The sequence below is a fragment of the Vibrio sp. RE88 genome, assembly GCF_013113835.1.
Classification (GTDB): Bacteria; Pseudomonadota; Gammaproteobacteria; order Enterobacterales; family Vibrionaceae; genus Vibrio.
Window position 1 is genome coordinate 34912 of sequence record NZ_VTYQ01000017.1, and the last position, 24672, is coordinate 59583.

At 46.7% G+C, this 24672-nt stretch carries 23 protein-coding genes; 11 read left to right on the forward strand and 12 right to left on the reverse strand.

Going from position 1 to position 24672, the window contains the following annotated elements:
- Positions 1-9: 9 nt before the first annotated feature.
- The 3 genes from F0265_RS23595 (at position 10) to F0265_RS23605 (ending at position 5455) form a co-directional block, all read left to right on the forward strand.
- Positions 10-1716 (forward strand): efflux RND transporter periplasmic adaptor subunit, encoded by a 1707-nt coding sequence (locus F0265_RS23595; RefSeq protein ID WP_171750540.1) that lies wholly within the window; start codon positions 10-12, stop codon positions 1714-1716.
- A 2-nt stretch (positions 1717-1718) separates the two neighbouring features.
- On the forward strand, positions 1719-4847 hold the full coding sequence (locus F0265_RS23600; RefSeq protein WP_171750541.1) for an efflux RND transporter permease subunit: 3129 nt from the start codon (positions 1719-1721) through the stop codon (positions 4845-4847).
- Between the two features lie 62 nt (positions 4848-4909).
- Positions 4910-5455 carry a cupredoxin family protein gene (locus tag F0265_RS23605; protein WP_171750592.1) on the forward strand — a complete coding sequence of 182 codons (546 nt, stop codon included), beginning with the start codon at positions 4910-4912 and terminating at the stop codon, positions 5453-5455.
- 42 nt (positions 5456-5497) lie between these two features.
- Here the strand turns inward: F0265_RS23605 and F0265_RS23610 are convergent, their stop codons facing one another.
- The 6 genes from F0265_RS23610 to F0265_RS23635 all read right to left on the reverse strand — a co-directional run bounded on the left by F0265_RS23610 (position 5498) and on the right by F0265_RS23635 (position 12533).
- Entirely contained in the window at positions 5498-6730 is a 1233-nt protein-coding gene (locus tag F0265_RS23610) for a hypothetical protein (RefSeq protein WP_171750542.1), read from the reverse strand.
- A 277-nt stretch (positions 6731-7007) separates the two neighbouring features.
- Positions 7008-7856 (reverse strand): pirin family protein, encoded by an 849-nt coding sequence (locus F0265_RS23615; RefSeq protein ID WP_171750543.1) that lies wholly within the window; start codon positions 7854-7856, stop codon positions 7008-7010.
- 162 nt (positions 7857-8018) lie between these two features.
- Positions 8019-8654 carry a type B chloramphenicol O-acetyltransferase gene (catB, locus tag F0265_RS23620; RefSeq protein ID WP_171750544.1) on the reverse strand — a complete coding sequence of 212 codons (636 nt, stop codon included), beginning with the start codon at positions 8652-8654 and terminating at the stop codon, positions 8019-8021.
- A 44-nt stretch (positions 8655-8698) separates the two neighbouring features.
- Positions 8699-9916, reverse strand: coding sequence for an MFS transporter (locus F0265_RS23625; RefSeq protein WP_065742206.1), 1218 nt, complete (start codon positions 9914-9916; stop codon positions 8699-8701).
- Complete coding sequence (locus F0265_RS23630) at positions 9916-11100, reverse strand: D-alanyl-D-alanine carboxypeptidase family protein (RefSeq protein ID WP_171750545.1); 1185 nt, start codon at positions 11098-11100, stop codon at positions 9916-9918. Before F0265_RS23630 ends, F0265_RS23625 begins: the two co-directional genes overlap by 1 nt.
- Positions 11097-12533, reverse strand: coding sequence for a UDP-N-acetylmuramoyl-L-alanyl-D-glutamate--2,6-diaminopimelate ligase (locus tag F0265_RS23635; protein ID WP_171750546.1), 1437 nt, complete (start codon positions 12531-12533; stop codon positions 11097-11099). Before F0265_RS23635 ends, F0265_RS23630 begins: the two co-directional genes overlap by 4 nt.
- Positions 12534-12658: 125 nt before the next feature.
- Here F0265_RS23635 and F0265_RS23640 point away from each other — a divergent pair, with 125 nt between their 5' ends.
- From F0265_RS23640 to F0265_RS23660, 5 genes are all read left to right on the forward strand, one after another.
- Positions 12659-13603, forward strand: coding sequence for a LysR substrate-binding domain-containing protein (locus F0265_RS23640; protein ID WP_171750547.1), 945 nt, complete (start codon positions 12659-12661; stop codon positions 13601-13603).
- Positions 13604-13695: 92 nt separating this feature from the next.
- Complete coding sequence (locus F0265_RS23645; RefSeq protein WP_171750548.1) at positions 13696-14997, forward strand: alpha/beta fold hydrolase; 1302 nt, start codon at positions 13696-13698, stop codon at positions 14995-14997.
- 93 nt (positions 14998-15090) lie between these two features.
- Complete coding sequence (locus F0265_RS23650) at positions 15091-15768, forward strand: hypothetical protein (RefSeq protein WP_006960342.1); 678 nt, start codon at positions 15091-15093, stop codon at positions 15766-15768.
- 7 nt (positions 15769-15775) lie between these two features.
- Positions 15776-16711, forward strand: a complete 936-nt coding sequence (locus F0265_RS23655; RefSeq protein WP_171750549.1) for a hypothetical protein — start codon at positions 15776-15778, stop codon at positions 16709-16711.
- The gene (locus tag F0265_RS23660; RefSeq protein ID WP_006960338.1) at positions 16698-17375 is read left to right on the forward strand and encodes a hypothetical protein; all 678 of its coding nucleotides are present in this window, start codon (positions 16698-16700) and stop codon (positions 17373-17375) included. The genes F0265_RS23655 and F0265_RS23660 overlap by 14 nt, the downstream gene beginning before the upstream one ends.
- A 46-nt stretch (positions 17376-17421) precedes the next feature.
- Here the strand turns inward: F0265_RS23660 and F0265_RS23665 are convergent, their stop codons facing one another.
- Both F0265_RS23665 and F0265_RS23670 read right to left on the reverse strand, forming a co-directional pair.
- Complete coding sequence (locus F0265_RS23665) at positions 17422-17802, reverse strand: VOC family protein (RefSeq protein WP_019275406.1); 381 nt, start codon at positions 17800-17802, stop codon at positions 17422-17424.
- Between the two features lie 67 nt (positions 17803-17869).
- A complete protein-coding gene (locus tag F0265_RS23670; RefSeq protein ID WP_171750550.1) occupies positions 17870-18406 on the reverse strand; it encodes a mechanosensitive ion channel family protein in 537 nt (178 codons plus the stop codon).
- Between the two features lie 580 nt (positions 18407-18986).
- Between F0265_RS23670 and F0265_RS23675 the strand changes: the two genes are divergently transcribed.
- Positions 18987-19727, forward strand: coding sequence for a TerC family protein (locus F0265_RS23675; protein WP_171750551.1), 741 nt, complete (start codon positions 18987-18989; stop codon positions 19725-19727).
- A 57-nt stretch (positions 19728-19784) separates the two neighbouring features.
- On the opposite strand, the gene F0265_RS23680 is transcribed toward F0265_RS23675, so the two are convergent.
- Both F0265_RS23680 and F0265_RS23685 read right to left on the reverse strand, forming a co-directional pair.
- Positions 19785-21254: a winged helix-turn-helix domain-containing protein gene (locus F0265_RS23680; protein WP_171750552.1), complete on the reverse strand. Its 1470-nt coding sequence runs from the start codon at positions 21252-21254 to the stop codon at positions 19785-19787.
- A 96-nt stretch (positions 21255-21350) separates the two neighbouring features.
- The gene (locus F0265_RS23685) at positions 21351-21602 is read right to left on the reverse strand and encodes a hypothetical protein (RefSeq protein ID WP_006960329.1); all 252 of its coding nucleotides are present in this window, start codon (positions 21600-21602) and stop codon (positions 21351-21353) included.
- A 157-nt stretch (positions 21603-21759) separates the two neighbouring features.
- Here F0265_RS23685 and F0265_RS23690 point away from each other — a divergent pair, with 157 nt between their 5' ends.
- A complete protein-coding gene (locus F0265_RS23690) occupies positions 21760-22083 on the forward strand; it encodes an HdeA/HdeB family chaperone (protein WP_019275401.1) in 324 nt (107 codons plus the stop codon).
- Between the two features lie 43 nt (positions 22084-22126).
- Here the strand turns inward: F0265_RS23690 and F0265_RS23695 are convergent, their stop codons facing one another.
- Together F0265_RS23695 and F0265_RS23700 are read right to left on the reverse strand one after the other, a co-directional pair.
- The gene (locus tag F0265_RS23695) at positions 22127-23281 is read right to left on the reverse strand and encodes a histidine decarboxylase (protein ID WP_171750553.1); all 1155 of its coding nucleotides are present in this window, start codon (positions 23279-23281) and stop codon (positions 22127-22129) included.
- A 205-nt stretch (positions 23282-23486) separates the two neighbouring features.
- Entirely contained in the window at positions 23487-24017 is a 531-nt protein-coding gene (locus F0265_RS23700) for a dihydrofolate reductase family protein (RefSeq protein WP_171750554.1), read from the reverse strand.
- Positions 24018-24108: 91 nt separating this feature from the next.
- Here F0265_RS23700 and F0265_RS23705 point away from each other — a divergent pair, with 91 nt between their 5' ends.
- On the forward strand, positions 24109-24669 hold the full coding sequence (locus F0265_RS23705; RefSeq protein WP_171750555.1) for a TetR/AcrR family transcriptional regulator: 561 nt from the start codon (positions 24109-24111) through the stop codon (positions 24667-24669).
- Positions 24670-24672 lie beyond the last annotated feature (3 nt).

Here is a 24672-nt window from a genome sequence, read left to right on the forward strand (position 1 = left end):
GTATCTGACATGAAAACAATACAAATCGCTGCTATCGCTCTGTTGGTAGGAGGCGCGCTGGGCTATTCCGCTAATCATTTCCTAGCCGGATCTAGCATGGGAATGGACGCCAAGGCTGAGTCTGGTTCTTCTGATTCTGCTGAACCTCTCTACTGGGTTGCTCCGATGGACCCGAACTACAAGCGAGATAAGCCCGGTAAGTCACCAATGGGCATGGACTTAATTCCAGTTTACGCCGAAGACATGGCGGGAGAGCAAGATAAACCCGGAACCATTACGATTGATCCTTCGGTAGAAAACAACCTCGGCGTCAAGTCCGAACCCGTAACCCTAGAACCTCTCTCCCCCCGCATTGAAACGGTCGGTTACATCGCGTTTGATGAAAGCCAGCTGTGGCAAACCAACGTACGCGTCGCGGGTTGGGTTGAAAAACTGTTCATCAATGCGATCGGTGAGAAGGTCAACAAAGGCGATGTGCTGTTTACGCTCTATTCACCTGAGTTAGTGAAAGCGCAGGAAGAACTACTCAATGCCTCCCGAACAGGCCGAACCGGCTTAGTCAAAGGTGCCACTGAACGACTCGTGACACTAGGTGTAGACCGTGCACAGATTAAAGCGATTCTAAAACGCGGTAAAGCGTCACAGACGATAGAAATAAAGGCACCAGCTAACGGTGTGATTGCAAGTTTGAGCATTCGCGAAGGGGGTTATTTGTCACCCGCGCAAGCAGTGATCAGCGCTGGCCCACTGAACAATGTTTGGGTAGACGCAGAAGTGTTCGAACGTCAGGCGCAATGGATTAAAGCTGGCAGTGAAGCTTCAATGACATTAGATGCCATTCCGGGCAACGAATGGCAGGGTAAGGTCGACTACGTCTACCCGATTCTTGATCCTAATACTCGTACTCTGCGCGTCAGGCTTAAATTCTCTAACCCAGATGGTGAGCTCAAGCCCAATATGTTCGCCAACATTGCTCTTCAACCTGTTAGCGAAGAGTCGGTACTGACTATTCCTAAATCTGCGGTAATACGCTCTGGTGGCATGGCTCGCATTGTGCTGTCAGAAGGTGAAGGCAAATATCGTTCTGCTCGCATCGAAACAGGCCGCGAAGCCGGAGATCGGGTTGAAGTTTTGCAGGGTTTAACCCAAGAAGATCAAGTGGTGACTTCCGCACACTTTATGCTCGACTCTGAATCCAGCCAGTCTGCCGACCTTGCGCGCATTAATGGTGTTGAGCCAAATGAGGAGACCGTTTGGGCGAAGGGAGAGATCACCGACGTCATGGCTGATCATGGCATGTTGACGATCAACCACCAGCCGGTACCTGAATGGGATTGGCCGGGCATGGTCATGAATTTTACTCTCGCTGAAGACGTCGATGCGAGTTCGTTCACAACAGGCCAAAGCATAGAGTTTGAAATGCAAAAAACCGAGTCTGGCCAGTACGAAATTGTCGACTACAAAGTGGATGACTCTGTTGTTGCTGGCGAGCTTTGGTTGCAAGGCGATATTTCTATGCTTATGGCCGACTTTGGCATGATCACCTTAAACCACCTCCCTGTCGCGGAGTGGAACTGGCAAGCCGGTGAGATGAACTTCTCCGTTGGCGATGAAGTGGATCTATCAGGTTTTGAGGAAGGTCAGCGCGTTCGATTTCTAGTTGAACGACAAGGTGCAGATTACCTGCTCAAGCAATTGGCAACGGATGAGGGCTAACGATGATCAATGCAATTATCCGTTGGTCAATCAGTAATAGACTCCTAGTATTGATTGCCACCTTAGCTATTGTTTTAGCTGGTCTTTACAGTGTAAAGAATACGCCTGTAGACGCAATTCCTGACTTATCGGATGTTCAGGTTATCATCAAAACCAGCTATCCGGGCCAAGCACCTCAGGTTGTCGAGGATCAGGTCACTTACCCATTAACCACTGCCATGTTGGCTGTACCCGGTGCAGAAACCGTCAGGGGATACTCTTTCTTTGGGGACTCCTATGTCTACATCATCTTTAATGATGACACTGATATGTACTGGGCCCGCTCGCGCGTGCTGGAGTATCTCAGCCAAGTCGCACCAAACCTGCCATCCAATGCCAAACCAACGCTGGGGCCTGATGCCACTGGGGTTGGCTGGGTTTACAGCTATGTTCTTCAGGATAAAACCGGACAGCACGATTTAGCCCAGTTACGTAGCTTGCAGGATTGGTTCCTCAAATACGAACTGCAAACCGTTGATGGGGTATCGGAAGTCGCCACTGTAGGTGGTATGGTCAAACAATATCAGGTCCAGATTGACCCCGCCAAACTGCGTGCTTACAACCTGACATTACAGCAGGTAAACAACGCGATTCAAAACGGTAATCAGGAGACAGGTGCCTCCGTGATTGAGGTCGCTGAAGCCGAACACATGGTGCGTACCACGGGCTACCTGACTAGCATCGAAGATATCCGCTCACTGCCACTTAAGGTAACCGAAAAAGGTACCCCGCTTCTGTTGGGTGATGTCGCGGATATTAACCTTGGCCCACAAATGCGTCGTGGCATTTCTGAGCTCAACGGTGAAGGGGAAGCCGTTGGTGGTGTGATCGTGATGCGCTTCGGAGAAAATGCCAGTGAAGTGATAGCCAAAACCAAAGCCAAACTGGCCGAGTTGCAACGCAGCTTGCCTGAGGGAGTCGAAATCGTACCAACGTATGACCGCTCTACGTTGATCGACTCTGCGGTAGAGAACTTGTGGAAGAAATTGGCTGAAGAGTTCATCGTGGTTGCGATTGTCTGTGCTTTGTTCCTGTTCCATATCCGCTCATCTCTGGTTATCGCTTTGAGCTTACCAGTGGGTATTCTGACCGCGTTTGTGATCATGCATTGGCAAGGGATTAACGCCAACATCATGTCATTGGGCGGTATTGCCATCGCCATTGGAGCCATGGTCGATGGCGCAATCGTGATGATAGAAAACGTTCACAAGCACATTGAACGGACTCCGCTCACCGATAAAAATCGCTGGCAAGTCATTGGCAAGGCCGCAGAGGAAGTCGGCGCACCGCTGTTCTTTTCTCTGCTAATCATCACGTTGAGCTTTGTCCCTGTCTTCGCTTTGGAAGGTCAGGAAGGCAAAATGTTTTCGCCACTGGCATTTACCAAAACCTACGCCATGGCGGCCTCTGCTGGCTTAGCGATTACGCTAGTGCCTGTTTTGATGGGCTATTTCATTCGTGGCAAAGTGCTCCCGGAACACAAAAACCCAGTCAACAAAGGGTTAGTCTCGCTTTACAAACCCTTACTCAACCTGAGTCTGAATTACCCTAAAACCATGATCGTCATTGCGATGGGACTTATGGCATCGGCTTACTACCCAACCAGTAAGCTTGGCAGCGAATTCATTCCTCCACTCGATGAGGGTGACTTGATGTACATGCCGACCACCTATCCGGGCATCTCGATTGGTAAAGCACGCGAGCTGTTACAGCAAACCAATAAGTTGATTAAAAGCGTCCCTGAAGTTGAAACGGTATGGGGGAAAATCGGACGCGCCGAAACCGCAACCGACCCCGCACCGCTGACCATGATTGAAACCGTCATACAGCTGAAACCTCGCGAACAATGGCGTGAAGGTGTAACAACCGAATCGCTGCGCAAAGAGTTTGACGATCTAGTGCAGTTCCCCGGGCTAACCAATGCGTGGGTCATGCCAATCAAAACCCGCATCGACATGCTGGCAACTGGCATTAAGACGCCTATTGGGATCAAAATTGCAGGCCCTGACCTTAACGCCATTGAACAGATCGGTGCTGAACTGGAGCCGATTCTCAATCAGGTCAATGGTACAGCTTCTGTGTATGCTGAGCGTGTCGCAGGAGGACGATACGTCACTATCGATATTAAACGTCGCTCTGCCGCTCGCTATGGCCTCAATATAAAAGATGTTCAGCGCGTGATTTCCACTGCAGTAGGAGGCATGAACGTTGGGGAAACCATAGAGGGGCTGGAACGCTACCCGATTAATGTTCGATACCCGCAGGACTACCGTGATTCAGTGGTGAAATTACAGAACCTACCTCTGGTTACCCCAAATGGCGCTCGCATCGCACTGGCGGATGTGGCTGATATTCGTTACGAAGACGGCCCACCGATGATCAAAACAGAAAACGCCCGCCCTAATGGCTGGGTATTCGTTGATATTGATGGACGAGATCTCGGTTCGTACGTTGCAGAAGCACAACAAGTCGTGGCTGATCAGCTCAATCTGCCCGCTGGCTATTCTCTGGCTTGGTCGGGGCAGTATGAATATATGGAACGAGCGAAAGAACGCTTAAGTGTCGTGGTACCGATTACGCTGGCGATCATTATGCTGCTGCTTTACTTCAGCTTCCGTCGCATTGGCGAAGTGCTGATCATCATGATGACTCTTCCTCTCGCGATGGTGGGTGGCTTATGGTTGATGCACTACCTCGGCTATAACTTCTCGATTGCAGTTGGGGTCGGTTTTATTGCCCTCGCGGGTGTCGCCGTCGAAATTGGCGTCATCATGCTGGTGTATCTCAACCAAGCCTGGCACTACAAAAAGCTGGATGCCCAAGAGCAGAATCACGCCATTACTTCCGATGATCTGTCGATGGCGATACGAGACGGCGCAGGTCTCAGAGTTCGACCTGTGATGATGACAGTTCTGACCGTCATCATTGGTCTTGTACCGATCATGTACGGCGAAGGTACGGGCTCTGAAGTCATGCAACGAATCGCCGCCCCTATGATTGGTGGAATGGCATCGGCGCTGCTACTCACGCTTCTGGTACTACCGGCCATTTTCAAATTGTGGAAACAAAGAGAAATCTCACGTCACTCATAACCATAGAACCATGTCCCCGTAGCTCAGTGCTTCGGGGCACCCTACTACTTAAGGAAACAATGATGAAAAAAACAATTCTGGCACTTGCACTGACTCTGGCTAGCACTCAAATTCTCGCTCAAATGGATCACTCATCCATGGATCATTCCAAAATGAATATGGAAGGTATGGACCATTCGAAAATGATGGGCGATATGAAGGGAGTGGACCACTCACAAATGAACATGGACGAGATGTCCGATGTCGGTATGCCAGCCAAAGGAGCTAAACCGGACAAAGTGGTCCACGTGATCCTAGACGATGATATGAGCATTACATTCAAAAAAGAGGTGGATATCGAACCGAATGACGTGGTCCAGTTTGTGGTTATGAACAAAGGGAAAATCGACCATGAGTTTTCCATTGGCTCAGCACAAGAGCAACTCAAGCACCGTGAGATGATGAAGAAAATGGGCAACCACGCTCATGATTCTGGCAGTACAGTGACGGTTGCTCCGGGCAAAGCCAAGCAGTTACTGTGGCATTTCCATGGAGACAACAACGTTGAATTTGCCTGCAACATCCCAGGACACGCGGAAGCTGGCATGGTCAAATCAGCGGTATTGTAACGCTCCCAAGCCTGCCAGCTGTTGCTGGCAGGCCGTCTGACGTCAGTCAAAGTGCTTCATCGGATATAAAGTGCCAGCTTTGGGTTGCTGTAAGTGACTCGGTAACGCGATAACCTCATCAAAACCCGCTAACGTATAAACTTTTTCGGAATTGGGAATATTATTCTTTCCTTCTCTTAGATGTGCCACGTTGTTACGGTAAATCAGATTGTCAGCTCCCGGAGCTTGATGCTTGCCCGACTCCCCTGTCGCAATCAAAGGCCAATGATGGCTCCACGGTAACTGAATCAGGTTGTTTTCAACTAAATTTTTCCCACCATCGCCATTGTGAAAGTTGACATCCACTTCAAGGTGATTGTCATAAACCACATTGTATTTGGCTTGCTGATGCAGAGTAACATGGCGAATTTTTCGCACCCTTTCGTTCGTCACTAAAATGTACTGACCGCGTATATCGTAATAGCAGTTACCGTTGATTCCCTTGTTGTAGCAGCGGTAGATATCATTACCGCGAAATGTCAGGTGTGAGGTGTCGCTAGCTGCAAAGATGGGGTTCGTTCCTGCTTCCAACATGCGGGTATCTTGTACCCAAGAATCATGACTCTTTTCAGAAAACTTAACCAAGCCGACATAGAGGTTTGGATCTGATACAGGTTGGTTTTTGTCTCCGGTTCGAGCCACTTTGACGTCATTGGTAAATGGCCACGCAGTTTCAACATGTGGCTCATCGAAATTGTTTCTATCTAGAGGCTCAAATCCGTCAACCGCAAGCTGAATCGTCATGTTCTCCAAACCAGCCCCAGAGACATCCGAGAATTGAAAAGCAAATCTATCTGTACCATAGCCTTGCCAAGTATTACGCATGGTTACCAGAACATGTGTCTCTGTTTTGCTGCTGCCGCGCAATACTACGTTTGAGCGCATCTCCATCGTTTTAGCCAGCCGATAAACACCCTCTTCCAGTATTACTGTTCCTCCGCCAGCACGCGCCACTTTATCAATTGCCGTTTGAATATCATCCTTAGGCGTTATCTTCACAACCACTCGTTCAGGATCAAAACACGGAATTCCCCCTCTGACTCCAGCCTTTGCCCATTCGATGCTCAGTGGAAATCGTTGGTCATACTGGCTGATATCAAACTGCCAATTCGCATCTCCAATCCGATTGTCCGCAGTGCACGCCGCCCAAGCAGATGGCCACGTTATCGAGCTTAAAGTGGTGATAAGGAAAAGAGACGCTCGACGTAATGCCGTAAACGAGAAGAGGATAGACATACTTTAATTCTGTTCAAAGTTGAACTTCTGAGCATAGAGACAAAACGGAGTAATCATTAATAGTTAACAATGATTAACCTTTAAGTAGGTCTAAGGGGTTTTCTAAAAAATCAAAAGAAGTAAATAAAGAAAAAGCCACGTATCTTAGACACGTGGCAAAACAAAAAGTGAATGGCAGTGGATTATTCGCTTTTTGCGTTTTATAGCCCCCAAGCTCAGGAGCTAATACGTAAAGTTTAGACGAAATAGTGCAACTATCTATTCATACGGTTTAATATCAATATTTTTCAAACTCACCGTTGTTGTAGTCGCTGATCGCCTGTTCAATTTCTTGCATGCTGTTCATCACGAACGGGCCATAGTGCACAACGGGCTCATCAATGGGTTCACCTTGGAAAATCAGCACACCGCTTGTACTGTTTGCATTCAACTCAGTGACTTCTCCAGAAGACAAAAGCGCCATCTCACCTTGTTGCACCCTGCGTTCTTTAACACTAATTTCGCCCTGATAAACATAAAGCATCATGTTAAATTTCTGCGGCGTAAGTAACTTAATCTTCTGCGCTGTTTCAGAACGCCAGTCTGAAACTGATAACGGCACTCCGGTTTTGCTCAGCGGCCCTTGTTGTACGTTGCCTTCAACGGATACCTCACCTGCTAGAACGCGCAATACGCCAAGGCTCTCATCTTGATATTCTGTGATGGTTTCAGGCTGAAAGTCATGAAACTGAGCGGGTTTCATCTTGTCGCGCGCTGGCTGATTTATCCAAATTTGGAATCCATGCAACTCGCCATCCTGCATGATAGGCATTTCACTATGAATCACACCACGGCCTGCTGCCATCCATTGAGCGCCACCAGAACGTAACTCACCCACATTTCCCATATGATCTTTATGTTGAAAATGACCTTTGAGCATATAGGTCAGCGTTTCAATGCCGCGATGCGGATGAGGAGGAAAACCGCCTATATAGTCGGAACGCTGATCGGATTTCAGCTCATCCATCATTAGAAATGGCGAGAAACTTGCGTTGTTAAACCCCGCCACGCGGCTAATTTTGACACCATCGCCATCGAACGTGGCATGGGCTGGAATGATTTGACGGATTTCGCGAAGCTGGCTCATTTTCTTTCTCCTCAAGAGCGATGAATACAGTCTATCGCCCTCAAATTGAAACTTGAGCACAAGAATTCGAGCTACTCATTCAAAATTTTTGAATGCCTCTAAAGCGGCTATCTCTGCAAAGCCTATTTGACTGAGAGGCCACTTAAGTTTGTATTTTGACTGTCACGAAGCAGCAATGTAGTTCTGCCAATAGCGATGAAGCGCAGCGATATCTTTGGAACACAACCATTCCATCGCCCCTTCTAGCTCTTCGTCATGCCAGTGCCACCACTGCATTTCCAACAGCTGCGTGATTTCTTCTTGGCTAAAACGAAACTTGATGTGCTTAGCTGGATTAGAGCCAACAATCTCATAAGGTGCCACATCTTTTGTTACCACAGCTCGGCTGGCAATCACCGCGCCGTCACCAATTTTGACTCCTGCCATGATCATGGCCTCAGAGCCTATCCACACGTCATTGCCGATGACAGTGTCACCTACCGGACGAAAGCCATCTTTTGCTTGAGCAAAATTTGAATCGTCCTGATAAAAGAAAGGAAAAGTACTTGCCCAGTCGGTACGATGCCCTTGATTACCAGCCATCATAAACACTGCGCCGGAACCGATAGAGCAAAAGCTGCCAATGATCAGTTTATCGACATCGTCACGCTCAGCAGAAAGATATCGCGCACAGTCATCGAAACTGTGCTGATGGTAGTAGCCTGAATAGTAGCTGTGCCTGCCAACGACAATGTTAGGGTTAGTAATTTGTCCAGCAATCGGTTTACCCGCAAAAGGCGAGTCAAAATAGTTTTGCATTATGGTGGTACCTGATTGTTTTTCGGACAATTTACACCAACACTCTATTGCCCCCAAGCATTCTTTCTCGTCTGAACCAGATATAACGCAACGCTGACAAGACATAGACCAAGCATCACCCAATAAGCGCCCGCTAGGCCCAGCCATTTCGCTGACAGGCCTGCACTCAAATATGTCACCAACCACCAAAAATGAGTCAACGAAAAATGCGCGGCAAAATATTCACCACTCTCTTTACCTTCGGCTGCGGCATTGATAATGAGCCCAGATGTCGTTTGAATGCATGACATTCCGATACCCAACGCAAAGCACATCAAGCCAAAACCAATCCAGCCTGGTGTCCAGGTTCCGGCCAAAAACGCCAGAGCAATAAAGACTAAACCGCGTAGATGGTAGCGCTGTGGTTGATGATGTTTCAGGAGTCGAGGAAGAAAAATCGCCACCAGCATGGACCCTAATCCAACCACCAGCATGGCCATCGCTGTTTGGGTTTCACTGCCATGCAAAATGTCGTGTACATAGACCACAGTATTCACCAAAACCATGGCACTAGCGGACGCAGCTGCCAAATAGGCATACCAAAGTGCACGCAAACTAGGCTGCTCTAAGTACGCTGAAATTCCACTTAACACTGAGCGAAAAGAGAGTTTTTTGGGCTGAACATTCAGTTCTTTCCTTTTGGGTAAGGTACATAGAATGATCAGTACGCCAGACAATAAGAAAGTCATCGAATCAAGCATAAACAGCTGACGAAAACTGATCACACTCAGCAACAATGCTGTGAGCATCGGGCTAAAGATCTGTTCTAAATCATAAGCTAAGCGACTGTATGAGAGTGCTCGAGCATAATCATCTTTATCCGGTAAAACTTGTGGCAAGGTGGACTGAAACATAGGTGTGAACCCTGCTGAACATGCATTGATGACAAACATCAACACGTACACTTCCCACACTTCAGTGACGAAAGGGAGACAAGCAAACATCAGCGCACGGATGATATCCAGCGCGACCAGCGTCTGGCGCTTGGGCAGCTTGTGAGCCAAAACACCAAATACTGGTGCTAAGCCAATATAGGCCAGCATCTTGAGGGCGAAAGCAATGCTCAGTACTGCTCCTGCATTTTCTTCCGCTAAATCATAAGCGAGTAAAGCTAAGCATACCGAGCTCACTCCTGTGCCAATCAGGGATATCACCTGCGCAGACAGTAAGCGAACATAATTCACGTTCTGCCACAAGGTAGAAGGCTTCAAAGCAACGGTCATTACTCTCCCTCCCAAAACGCTTTAATGCCTGACACCAAAGCACGTAGCCAGAGTTGGAAGGTATCCATCAGCCGACTGGTAAATGAGCCTTGGTCCACCCCGACCTGACTTACGGCGGGAGCAGTAAACACTTGCTCACCGTTGAGACTCCAGATGACCTGCCCCAGAGAGTCTCCCGCGGCAATCGGTGCCTGTAACTGGGATTCGACGACCACCTCCTGCTTGAGTGAGTCTTTCATGGCACGTGGAAAGGTCAAGTACACAGTTTCTGCCACCGTTACAGGAACGTTTTCCTCAGCGCCCTTCCACACTCGGCTTTGCATAATGACTTCGTCTTTTTTCGCCACTTGGACGGTATCAAAAAAGCGAAAGCCGTAACCAAGTAAGTTGCGTGAAGCGCTGGTTCTCGCCTGCTGACTTGGTGTACCCATCACCACAGAAATTAAACGCATCCGCCCCTCTGTCGCAGACGAGACAAGGCTGTACCCCGCGTTCTCGGTATAACCTGTTTTACCACCATCGACATTCAGTGAGCGATCCCATAACAGCTTATTTCGGTTGTACTGTTCGATACCATTCCAAGTAAATTTCTTCTCCTGATATAGCTTATAGACCTCAGGCACGTCCTTGATGATCGCGCGCATCAGGTTCGCCATATCCTTTGGTGTGGTTTGAATATTGTCGCCATCTAAGCCATGCGCATTGATAAACTGTGTGTTTTCCATGCCAAGCGTCTGCGTCCAACCATTCATCAAGCTAACAAAAGCACTTTCACTGCCTGCTACGTGCTCAGCTAGCGCAACCGAAGCGTCATTTCCCGATTGCACAATCACGCCCAACATCAGGTTACGAATGCTGATTTCGTCACCCGGTTTGATGAACATTTTGGATGACTCCGGAAAATTCACCGACCAGGCATTACGGCTGATTGTCGCTTTGTCATCCCAGTTAAGGCGACCAGAGTTTATCTCTTGTCCAACGACGTACGCCGTCATAAGTTTGGTTAAACTCGCAGGAGCCAAAGGCGTATCTGGGTTTTGTGATGCAATCACCTGACCGGAGTGATAATCCATTACGACGTAGCCTTTAGCATTAATCTGTGGTGCATCAGGTGTAATAACTGCCCCCGCGGAGGCCGTGACCAGAGTACAGAGCAAGGCACAAAGTTGAGTCCATTTGATCATTGTGCCACCTCACTACTCAACGCAGCGAGATCGCCGATATATTGTTGTCTGTCTCCCTTGCCATTTGAAATGTACTGGTGAGTTTCACTGCCTTTTCCACACACCACGATCAAATCACCGGCCACGCTCAATTGCTTTGCAAATTCAATCGCTTCCGCTCTGTCACTGATTTCAAAATGAGGAACTTTGGACACTTGCGATGTGAGTGCTCGAAATATGTCTTCCTGATCGACACCCATGGGGTTATCTGAGGTAAAAACTGCCGTATCTGCCAGTTGCGAGCACAGAACGCCAATGCCACTCGCGTCCTGAATCCGATCTCCCGTTACTCCGGTCACTACGATTAAACGCCCCTTGGTATAAGGTCGAACGTCTTCCAGCAGCTTACTGAGCCCATCAGCATTGTGGGCATAGTCCACCAATCCGGTCGCTCCATTGTTAAGCGACAAGAACTGAGCACGGCCATCGGGCGCTACTATGGTTTGCAATGCGGCCGCTATCCGACTAGGTTGCCAACCGAGTGAAAGTAAACTCGCTGCAATCGCCAAAGCATTTTCGACATTGAACGTAAAAGGCATTTGAGAGTTGACATCAAAACACTCGCCGTCAATTCGGAGTTCAAAACATGAGCCAAAACGAGTAGTGCGTACATTGGTGGCGAAAACATGCGCCTGAGCATTCTCAATACCGAAAGTCACCACGTTCACTCGCCCACTCGCTCGCTCAATCGCCGCGGCTGCATGTGGGTCATCAAGGTTGATCACCGCCGTGCCATTGGGCGCTATACGATCAATCAACTGCAATTTGGCTTGGACATAAGCATCTTTAGTCTTGTGGTAATCGAGATGGTCGCGGCCAATATTGGTGATGATACCAATCTGCAATGACACAAATCCGGCTCTGTCCTGTGCTAGAGCGTGGCTACTCAGCTCCATAAGATTGAATTCCGTTTCGCGCTGCGCCATCTGATGGAAGAGGTTCAGTAACGTCACACCATCGGGGGTTGTGTTCTCAAGCGGGTAATCGCTACCCGCCAACTTCGCACCCAGCGTTCCGATGTAAGCACTCGTCGTTGTCTGGTTCAGGATCTGGTTAAGACAGTGAGACACGGTGGTTTTACCATTGGTTCCAGTGACGCCTATGTGCTTGATTTTCTGGTGGGGGTGACCATAGTAAGCCTTCACTAACGCTAAACTCTGATAGTAGCTATCGGTCATTATTACCGGAATATCAATATCTAACGGACGATTCGCAATCACCGCAACAGCACCTCGACCGACCGCTTGTTGCGCATAGCTGTGTCCGTCATGGGAGATCCCTTCACGACATACGAATACATCATTAACCTCAATCTGCGCACTGTTCGTTTTGAATTGATTGACTGGCAGAGATTTTAAAACTTCTATCTGTGAGTTGATGGCTGGGGTTGGCATAGAATTCTTCCCATTAACGAAATTACTTCGAGTATAGGAAGTGAAACAAAATCAGTGAAATCGAATGATTTTATCATCCACATCGACTACATTGATATCCATGGTTAATCACTGCTTTGAATGAAATGAGCGACAACATCAACTGGCGACGCGTAGATCTTAACCTGCTTCTAACCTTCGACGCCCTATACAAGCACCGCAGTGTTTCGGCAGCGGCAAAACATCTTCACCTCGGTCAACCTGCGACAAGCTACAACCTCAAAAGGCTAAGGGAGTTACTAGACGACCCCTTGTTTGAACGAGGCGGCAGCAGCATGACTCCAACGACTAGAGCGATGGAAATTGAACCTAAAGTTCGTCAGATCCTATCTATATTCAGTCAGGACATCATGCCTAAAGCCGCGTTTGAAGCTGACAGTTTCGACGGCACTTTCAAAATTGGCCTGAGCGATTATGCGGAACAAGTGTATGGCCCAGAACTGTTTGATAAGTTGCAACAGTTAGCGCCAAACGCCAAGGTGCTGTTCAAACCTGTTGATGCCAGCAACTGTGTTGAGGCATTAGAGAAACAAGAAGTAGACCTGTGTATTGGCGTGTTTTCAGATCTCCCTCCAAAAGTCACCTCGACCTTTCTATACCGAGAGAAACATTTGTGCATCTTTGATAACAGAGTGCTGGGTTCCGAGCTCCCACTCTCCCTTGAGACCTACCTAGCCACGCCGCAAATGATCATAACGGCCAGTCAGGAGCTGACTACTAAGGTTGACGCCACATTATCGAATATGGGGGTCAAACGGAATGTAGTGTTGGGTAGCACCCGTTTTCTCACGATTCGAAGAATGCTCACTGGCCGTCGCTTGCTTGCTGTCATGGCAGAAATGGTGGGAAGGGTTGAACTGATCGACGACAACCTCACTCTTTGCCCACCACCTATCAATATTCCTGATTTTGATATCGAAATGGTCACACTCACCCGCGATAGCCACCACCCGAGAATTCTTTGGCTATCGGATTGGGTCAAAGAGGTCATCCAGCATAAAGTGGCGGCCCTGCAGACAACGTCCAATTAGGCGCGCTATCCTTTGCTCAGAATTGACCTGATAGGATTGGTTATCCGCTTCAACCAGAGTAAAGTAGCCCGACTTCAGAAAAGGAAATAATAATGAACGCTCAAGCATTTATTGACGCAGGACTGCATTACATCCCCCACACATTCTCAGTGCCACTGGATTACTCAAACCCAGCACAAGGACATATTGATATCTTTGCGCGTGAAGTGTCTCTCGTTGAAGGCAAGAATTCGTCTAAACCGTGGCTGGTTTATTTTCAGGGTGGGCCAGGGTTTCCGTCACCACGCCAAAACGGCAATAACGGGTGGATAAAACGCGCGCTGCAAAACTACCGCGTGTTGTTGCTTGATCAACGGGGCACTGGTAACAGCTCGGTTGTTAATCACCAAACATTGGCCCATTTACAGCCACAACAGCAGGCAGAGTATCTGAGTCATTTTCGCGCTGACAACATAGTGCGAGATGCGGAATTCATCCGTGAACAGTTCGGTGTCGATAAATGGGCTATCCTAGGCCAGAGCTTTGGTGGTTTCTGCTCGTTAACTTATCTGTCTATGTTCCCAGACAGCTTGTCGAGAAGCTACATCACAGGCGGCGTGCCTTCTGTTTCCCGCCACCCAAACGATGTCTATCGTGCGACGTTTAAACGCACGATGGAAAAGAACCAAGCGTTTTTCAGCCAGTTCCCGAAAGCTCAGCAGCTATGTCAGCAGATTGCTGATCATCTTTTGCAAAATGAAGAGTTTCTGCCCAATGGCCAGCGTTTTACCGTTGAACAATTCCAGCAAATTGGGATTAACTTTGGCGTAAGTGATACCTTCCTACCCACTTACTACTTGCTTGAAAACGCGTTCATTACAGTGAACAGTAAGCCTCAGCTTCGTTATGAATTCCTCAATAGTATGCTGATGGAACAAAACTTCCAGACCAATCCGATTTATGCCATTTTGCATGAGTCTATCTACTGTCAGGGTTTTGCTTCAGAGTGGAGTGCGCACCGTGTTCGTCACGATCATCAGGCGTTTAATTATCAGTCGGGGCAGCCGTTTTACTTTACTGGCGAAATGGTATTCCCTTGGATGTTTGACCAATATGTAACGTTAAAACCGCTCAAACAAGCCGCAGACCTACTGGCAGAAAAGCAAGACTGGGCGCCGTTATACAGTGCTGAGCAGCTTTCAAACAACAAAGTACCAGTCAGCTGCGCGGTTTATGCCGATGACATGTTTGTTGAGATGGACATCAGCCGCGAAACTCTGGCAATGATGCCCAATGCTAAAGCGTGGATAACAAACGAATACGAGCACAACGGTCTTAGAGCCGATGGCGAACGTATTTTCGACAAACTGTTCGAGATGGGTGAACAAACTGCCGCCAATCTCACGCTGGTTTAACGAAATCAAGGCGAACACTGAGATCAATTGTTGGTGTTCGCCCTGTCAAATCGTATAATTTCCTTATTAGTCTGTTATTTCTGGATTCAGAACATGTCTTCAAAATTTATTGAACGAGTTTGGTCTCATGCTTGTGTCACTATGGAAGAAAAGCTCATCTTGCTCGCTCTGGCAGAATTGTCCGATCGCAGCGGTGCAGTAATTACCACCATGGCGGAGTTGCAGGAAATGACCAACGGTTCTGAATCCACGATTGACCATGTCCTTGGCAAACTGGCGGTTGAACAAGCCATTATTTCACTAAGTAAGACGTATACCCGTAAGCAGGGGAACATCAAGTGCAAAATCAACGTTGGCAACCAGCACTCTATTCCTGTGTATGCCACCTCAGAGCCGATTGCCAAAGTGCCACAATTCCATAAAACGCAGGTGAAGCCACTCAATCCATCGGCTTCCAATGGCAAAATGATCAACCTTGCTGAACTGTCACCTAATGTGATCGAGTCGTGGGCAGAAGTCATTATGTTCCGCACTGGTTTCGCCAATCAGACCAACGTCTGGGCAAGCTTTGTGGAAAAAGTGCAGGCCATTGGTCAGCCACTGATGAGTCAGGACGACCTTAACAGTCGCCTTCACGCACACCTGCACACGGAAAAGAGTTACGGACAAGGTAAAGGCTTTAGTAATAAAAAACCTGCAGCGACCAAAATGTCACCCAACCAAGCCTTCAAGAAAAAGATGGCGAACTTCAACTTTGATTTTGACGATTAGGTAAAAGATGAAAGATATCAACGAGATCGCCTCTTCTTGGAAGCAAAAAAGTCAGGATAATCCCGCTCAAACAACTCAACAGGTCACCAAACCTAGCATCCCCGTTGTTCAGCAAACTCAAACACCTGCTGCACCTGCGACTACTTCGAACCAAATGCAAGTTAGCAGCGAATTCAATCAGGATTTGAAGGATGTGCTTCGTCCCTACTCTGTAGAGCAACGCAAGCACATCATGGGTTTCTTTGGCAAGATGCAGGAGAACTTCTCCACCCAGTTCACTCACATGTACGGCTCAGAGCCGGATGATGAATTTGCGGCGTTTGCCTCTGAGCTTTCCATCGATGATGTTGAGCGTATTGTTCATCATCTACGTGAGCGTTTGGTGGCAGGTAAAGAGTGGCCACCCGCATTGGCCCTGCTCTCTATGCTGAAGGACCTACCGCTCAACAACGAAATTCTTGAAGCTCGCCATCGCATTTTAATTAAGAAAGATCCGCAAACTCGCGTTGAAAAGTACATCTTCAACCGTAAGAACAGCTACCTGAAATCACTGTCTGAGAAGAATCTCGCCGAAGAATTCAAAGTGCTATACATCAACGCGTATCAAGAAGTGCAGAACAACCTCGATCAGACACTCGACCAAAGAGAAAAAGATGTCGAACAGAACGTGCTCAAAGTGGAGCCGACAGAAACTGATCGTGAAATTGAACGTCGAATGACACAAGGTATAAAGCCGAGCGGAAAAGTCGGAAGCATTCTGTCTCGTATTGATAAACTTCGTGGGGCGGGTGAAAGCACGTCGGCAGAAAACGCGTCGGAAGCGACATGGGAAGAGGTGACAGAACCTGCGAAACCAGTTAAACAAGACACGATCGATCGTGAGCAACAAGCTTTGATGGAACAGATTCTACGAGAAACAAACGGCGACAATGAGAACCTTTAATATTCTGAAGAAAGAGCGAGATTTCTTTCTCGCTTCCACTGGGCGTTCGCATTGTAAAATCATCATTGACGATTACAGTCGTGACTTGCCGCTCGGTGAAGTTGAGCTGCATGTTGAAGAAGTCTCCAACAAATACAAATACTACTCCAACGAAGCCATTTTTAAGCTCACACTGCCCCTTGAAGAGCAAAGCAGTATCGACATTTGCACGCTCAGCAGTGGCCGTAAGAATCAATTTCTTTACAAGAAATGTCTGCGACTCGGCGGCAAATGGGAAACGATTCTCGGCCAGTGGGTATTTTCCGCATCGGTTGAAGATAAAGTGCGTGAACTGGAAAGTATTATCCGTTCTGAAGAACAGTATTTTGAGGTGACATTCAAAGAGACCGTCACTCTGACCAATCAAGAACTGACCTTGTTTGGCTATCCGGTGGTGCTTTCCTCATCTAGCGCATCGGTGAAAACCATGAAAGGCATCAGATTGCATCGTGGTGATATCGCCGTGATGGGAAATCGAACCGTCGTCGTCGCAGGTACGAAGATCCGACTATTTGTCCCATTGGAGATGAAAGACAACCCTGATTTCCGTGAAGATTACCTCTGTGCAACAGAGGTTGAGAAGAAGCGTAAGCCTAACAAGAAAACGACTTATTCTTGGGAGTAAGGTGGCTTGCTTCCCTCACTGCAAAACGGAGGGAAGCAAATGACAATCAAGCCATTGAGTGAAGGCCAATCATATTCCCTTCTGTGTCCGACACCACGGCGATAAAGCCATGAGGACCAATAGAGAATTTAGAGTGTTCAACTTTTCCACCAGCGCCAGCGACTCTAGCCTCTTCAACGCTGCAATCTTGGCACGAGAAATACACCATCGTGCTGTTGCCGCCTGCTGAAACACCTTCCATCTTCGCCAATGCGCCTGCCGCGCCATACTGTTCCATCACAGCCGGGAATAGCCACATCTCCACACCCATTTTGGCATCATCGTTCATCTCCTCCAGCGTGACATCAAAAACCGTTTGATAAAACGCCTTCGCTCGATCCATGTCATCAACATAAATCTCAAACCAACCTACCGGATTTGTTTGCATAGCCCGTTCTCCTTTTGTGCGCCGCCCGGTCTGTTAAAGGTAGACCATCCCAGTTGATAGCGTGGACTTACGACGATTCATTCGCACAATCGAAACATTTAGTGACGCTCTTTTGCAGCAAGAGGGAGTTAGGGTAAGTAATCACGTTGCCTTCAGGGTGTTTAATCAGGGTATGAAACATACGTATATCGAGAATGGTCCCCTCAATATCTTCCCCGTCGGCAACTTTAATCGCATCGCCAATCCGATATGGAAAAACAAAGAAAATCAGAAAGCTGGCTGTAATGTTGCTCAAGATAGACCACTGAGCAATAAAGCCAACACCAAGAACAGTAAAAACAGACGAAAGAAAAATTGAAAAACTTCCATAGCCAATCCCACTAGCAATTAGATAAACAGCGAATAGGAAACCGAAGTAGATCAGGCTGAAGCAACGCTTAATAAACAGGGTACGACTTAGGCCAACTTTCTTAGCAACCGCCAGCGTCGTAATCGCTTTGTCCGTAAAACGAACCATGATCCAATAGATAATGATAAATGTCAGTGCGAGCAGAATATCGTACTCCTTAAGCACCGCAAAAAACCTCGCCACATTTTCCAGCATGATGATCTCCTCTCGATTTCTGGGTTCAATCATGCCGGAACTGCACTGAAAATTTATCAACGGCGGATAGCCATTTAATAAAATCACTATCTAAGAGGAACAAGGACTCCCACATAAGCTCAATGCATCCACCTTTAGGTCAGTCAAACAGATAAAGTACCGATAAAATAAATATCAAAACACTGATATATAAGGATTTATATTTTTATTTCCAGCAAATAGCTTGATGAGATATTGCTAACGATTCGGTAATTAAAACCCGTTCGGATTAGGAAATAATGCACTCCTGTTCAACCTACATCAGGAATCTACTATGACCTTTATCGCTATTAAATTGCTTTTTGTCCTTGCCACACAGCTACGTAAAAAATATCGAGCTAGCCGCGTGCAAGCTTAATCGACAATGCTCAGCCTTTTGATCACCCAATTTCTTATGCTCTGGGCAATCGTCGACCCTATCGGTACCGTCCCGATCTACATATCACAGCCAACAACAACTAGGTTGTTGGCTTTGTAATACTGCTGATTAGGCTGCGTACGTTTGCTACCTCCTCTCACTAATCATTAACTGGTTATCGCTATGAATTTAGACATTGCCGTTATCTTCGGCACTTTGCTGGCACTGGAAATTATCCTCGGTGTCGACAACATCGTTTTCATTTCCATCTTGTGTGAACGACTCCCCATCCACCTTCGCAGGCGTGTGCGAAACCTTGGTATTGGACTCGCCGTGGTGTCACGAATCGGCTTGGTGTTCTCAATCAGTTGGTTGATGTCTCTGACAGAACCTTTGTTCACCATCAGTGAATATGACTTCACAGGTAAGGCGCTCATATTGCTATTGGGTGGGCTGTTTTTGCTACTTAAAAGTTTGCACGAATTGTGGCACTGGCTGGGGGCTAAAACCCAAACCCATTCGCGTACATTAAGCACTGGTGTGGCCGTCATCATTCTACAAATCATTGCGGTGGATGCCGTATTCTCTATCGACTCAATCATCACCGCGGTAGGCTTGACTAACGACATCAATATCATGATCGCAGCAATCATCATCTCAGCATTAATCATGATGGTATTCGCCGATAAAATTCAGGGGGCAATATCGAAGTACCCTGGGCTAAAAACTTTAGCGCTGCTGTTTTTGGTGCTTCTTGGTGGGCTATTGATTGCCGAGGGGGTAGGTATTGTGGTCAACAAAGGCTATGTCTACGTCGCGATGGCATTCGGATTGATTCTGGAAGGTTGCCATATCTTGCTGAGCAAGCGTAAAGCGACCAACAGTCAGGTTAACGCTGCAAATGATTTGAATCAGTTGGGCTAAGCCCTCGACTACCGAACAGAAAACAAAAACGCCGGAATCACTCCGGCGTTTTTTCATTTACTGCTCTGGGCTTATATCTTCAAGAATAGGGTCTAAGTTACTGTCAAAAAACAGTGGCCCTGCCAGATTGAGGGCTCGCATAGAAGAATTACTCTGAGTCGCTTTTAAGTACAGCTCTTTAGCACCGCCAATGTTTCCTCTCGCTTCTTCTGCTTTTGCCAGCAAAATGTAGGTCAGATTAGATTGCTGCTGGTAAGGCATGGATAACAAAATACGTGAAGCAAGCCTAGGGTCATCTTTAGTGAGTGCCATAATCGCATTTGCTTCATAAATTCTTGGTGAAGCGCCTTCCTGCAGCCTCTCAACTAATGCGGGTTCATAAAGCTGATTGAGCTGAGCGATCTTTGCACTCTTATTTTCCTCATCGGTAAAGAATACATTCATCACCTCGCCGATGTAGTTCACCGCAATCACCATCGAATTATCAGGTGACGCTTCTTTCGCGGCTCTGAATCGGTTCAAAGACCCCATAAAATCGAAATTTTTGTACAACAAGCCAATGCCATTCATCATATTTTCGAGCGTCTGTGGGTCACGTGGCATTTCTTCTAACGTGAGTAAAATATCGCGCTTAGGCACCTCAATGAACATCGAGCTGAGTACGTCATCCAGCATTGCCAAAAAGGTCGCATGAAATAGAGATAGGTCAGTGGAATAACGTCGATTTAAATGTGTTTGCTCAGATACGCGATTGTAATACTTCATCGCCAGCTTTTGCTTGCCATCTTTACCTTGCTTGAGCTTGAAGCTTAGCTCAACCGCAGCCAGTTTAGAATGAGGCTCTTCGTTCACAATACGGATATTGCTGTAATAGTCGAGATACTCCATGAACTTGGTCACCATGCCATACAGCTCCGGAGATTCTTCAATTTCAGGGCTGAGATTAAGCACCACATAACGTGATTCGTAATGCTGAATGTTATCGACCGCTTGATGTTGATGGTCAGCTTCTGAAGTGGAGTTTGCCCAGTGATTTGCGATGAAGCCGGCTTGCAGCACCACAACCACACCTAAAGCCCAGGTAAGATAGCTACGCTTGGAGCGTGCAGGTTTGTCAGCGACGAAAGTCGTCGGTGCCACAACTTCTTCGTCTGATTCTACCAAGTCATTGGCTGTTGAAGGCGACGATACTTCCAGCTTTTCGACTGTCACTTCAGCGTCAAACTTGTAACCGCGCTTTGGCACAGTCACAACATAATTTTTGTGAGATTCCGTTTTGTTTTTAAGGACCTTGCGCAGCTCAAATACTGCTTGGGTCACGACCTGATCCGTCAGGATTGTTCCATTCCAGACATGCTCGATCAGTTCATCACGAGTATGTGTCTGCCCCGGATACTGACAAAAGAACTCAAGTAGCTTAGATAGCCTTCTATCAATATTAACCGTTTCGTCAGCAAAAAAAATCTGCCCTTCGTTTGGAACAAAGCGCCATTCATCAACAATAAAACAGGTACCTTTCTCTAACATATTTGGAAATCTCGCCCCTATTGTTTCGTTAATTCAGATTAAAGATAGTATACAATTAGATGATTTTGTTGGATTTATTATCAATTCTTATCGACTTCATTGTCGTTCTACCCAATGGCTCACAAAAGCAGACTCTGATCGAATCAATTCTATGTGAAGATCTTCTATATCCAGTCCATAAATAGGTTTTGGTAGCTTCAGTAATTCATCCTGTTCACTGGTCAGCCCAACATCGTTCACACCAAAGGCAAGAACGACAACAGACAAGGTTTTAGCGGTTAAATTTAGCATCTCATTACCATCGAAGTTCGGAACCAAAGCTCCACGAATACCGAAAAGAGAAAGCATTCTATTCATCCACTAACGCATGTCATAAAAATAGAATAATTAAATAATTCATAAGGATATGACGAAAATTGGATGTTTTGTTTATCTTAGTTTTATCTTTTTTATCTTGTTACACACTAGTCTGTTGCCTTAATTAAATAGTCCTAAGGAGATAGATGTGAAAAAGCCTTTCACCGTTCTCATACTTGCAGCGGTATTCGGTGTTGTTGGCTACAGCAGCGTGAAAAGCTATGCCGAGTGCGAGGATCAGGAGATACTCTCCGTCGATAAAATGACCTGTGAGCAGTTCAACGAACTGGAATTGCAGACTCAACCTGTCGTGATGGAATATCTCTTGTCATGGAATTACAACGCGGATGAAGTCGCCGTTATTATTGAAAGCAACGGAATTGAAGCGTATATCGATGAACTGGCGCAGCAATGCCGAGACACACCAGATATCATGTTGCATGATATTGTTGTCGACGAGCATCACTCATAGATTATCCGCTATCAGAAAAGGGCGCTCAGGCCCTTTTCATTTTTTACTCTTCGGAGAGTGTCACCTCTGTATAAGCTTGCTCACTCATCAAGTCATCCAAAACCTGATTCAGCTTACTTCGATTTCTCACTGTCTGACCTGCGATAATGATGTGAGCCATACCATTTGCAACGGCAAGATGGTGCTTTCTCCAAATGGCTTCAGAAGGCTTAGGGAATACTACGATGGTTGAATTGGCGTTTCGCCAGGCTGGAATATTATGCTTGTTAAGTACCTGAACCGTTTCTTCTGCCAGTTCAAGACAGCTTTGAATTCGCTCTCTTTTTTCTTGTTCGCTGGTGCTTCGAATAAACTTCCACAGAAACAAAGGCGTTAAGCCATTACGCGAGCCCGTCAGCGTTTTATCTGGTGCAGCAATGTATTCAATCTGATGGCTAATCTTATCGGTGTGCTCTTTTAAGGCCAGCACCATGCCACACGGAATCGGTGACCCCAGCATCTTATGGCCAGACACAGATATTGAGTCAATGCCGTCTCTGAATGAAAACTTGGGCGGGTTGTCTACGTAAGGAATTATCATGCCGTGAAACGCGGCGTCCGCATGTAAGTAGTACTGATCGCGGCTAAAACCTGCATTATACAATCGAGCCTGAATCTGCTCTAAGTTATCTATTGCTCCGGACATGGTTGTGCCAATATTGGCGAAGATAATCGGTGGTTTATTCGGGTTTTCCTTAAGAGCGGACTCTAGCGCGTCATAATCCATTTCGCCATTCGCCTGAGACTCTACAACACAGTGTTCGACGTTGAGAAAGCGAACAATCTTCATCACCGAATAGTGAGTATCCTTAGAGAAATACACTACACCGTCAGGGAAGCGTTCACGTGCCAGGTAGCATCCGTACATATTGCCTTCAGTGCCACCATTGGTGACATAGCCCCAAGCTTTTTCTGAGTTGGTATGAAACAGCTGACAAAAGTACTCAACAACATCCTGTTCAAACTGAAAGGTATTCATTGGGTAGTTCGACGTTTCCGCCCAGTCACCAACGTTGTTAATGGAAAACTGGAAGAAAGACGATAAGTCCTGATAGTCGTAATCTGTCGCAACTGGATATCCCAACATCTGATGTTGGCTGTCGAGGCAAACTTTGTAAAACTCCCTAAGTCTTTGAGTATCATCATAAGAAAGTGGCATGTTCAATCCTTTACGTCCGATTTATCGACGTCTAAATGCCCTTTTCGACAAGCAATTACAACAATAAATCGAACGCTAAATTCGGATGTGTGACTGGCGATAGAAAACCACTATATTTAGCTGATGAAAGACTAAGAGAGTAGTTGTTAAAATATTATATATATCAATTATTTCTAGTTAAAAGCATTGATGTGTCTGCGCTTTTTCAGGCCCTTAAATAGTGACTTTGAACAATAGCACCCAGATGAGTTTCACTCTTATGCAGCTTGAAATTCAATGGTTTCACTAAGTCACCAAACAGCGGCGCGCCACCACCAAGTAATACTGGAATCGTAGTGATGACCATCTCATCAATCAGGTCTCGCTGAAGGAAGCTTTGTACTGTTTTTCCACCATCAATGTAGAGTTCTTTGTAGCCCTGACCATTCAATTCATTCAACACATCCTTCAGCTCACCTTTGACCAGAAAGACCTTGTCTTCATAACCTTCAGGCACCTTGTCCATTGTATTGCTCAATACAAAAACAGGTTTAGAGTAATGCCACTCACCACCAAAACCTAATACCACATCCAATGTGTTTCGCCCCATCACAAGTGCATCGACACGCTCCACGATTGCAGAGAACCCCATGTCATGATTGTCTGGGTTCGGGACCGAATGCAGCCAATCAAGGCCACCTTCTTTATCCGCGATATACCCGTCTAGACTAGTAGCAATAAACACGATGTTAGACATAAAACAGCTCCGATAGTGATAGATAAAATGAACTCGACACTATTAATTCTACAATGTAGAATTAATGAAAATACTATAACGAGATAACAAAATGACTGTCAAGAAGAAACGCGGAAGACCAGCAGGAGAAAAAACTCAATTGGGTGAGGAACGCATTCTTTCGGTTGCAAAATCAATGATGAAAGAGCAAGGAAAAATTCCCAGCATACGGGCACTTGCCAGCGAGTTAGATGTCGATGCGATGGCCATCTACTACTATTTCAAAAACAAAGATGCGCTGCTGGAAGCCATCACGGTTTCCTTGATTGAAGACATCTATCTGCCTAAGACTAACGAAAACTGGCAGCATGAGCTCACGCAGTTAGCAACCAGCTATGTCCAGTTGTTGAAGAGCTATCCAGGATTATTGACCACGTTGCTCAGCATGGAATCTGTCAGCCCAGCGATGGTCTTCATTGAGCGTTTCAAATCTATTATCGCACCATTGTCTTTAAGCGAAGCGGAAGAGCGTAATGCCATTGATCTTTTGGCGGATTACCTTCACGGGTTTGCTTTAGCCCTTAACTGCAACCCTAACACCGACCAACTCGATGAAAACATGATGACAGGGCCGCTTTCACTCTATTGCCGAGCTTTAATGTCTGGTCAATAAGGT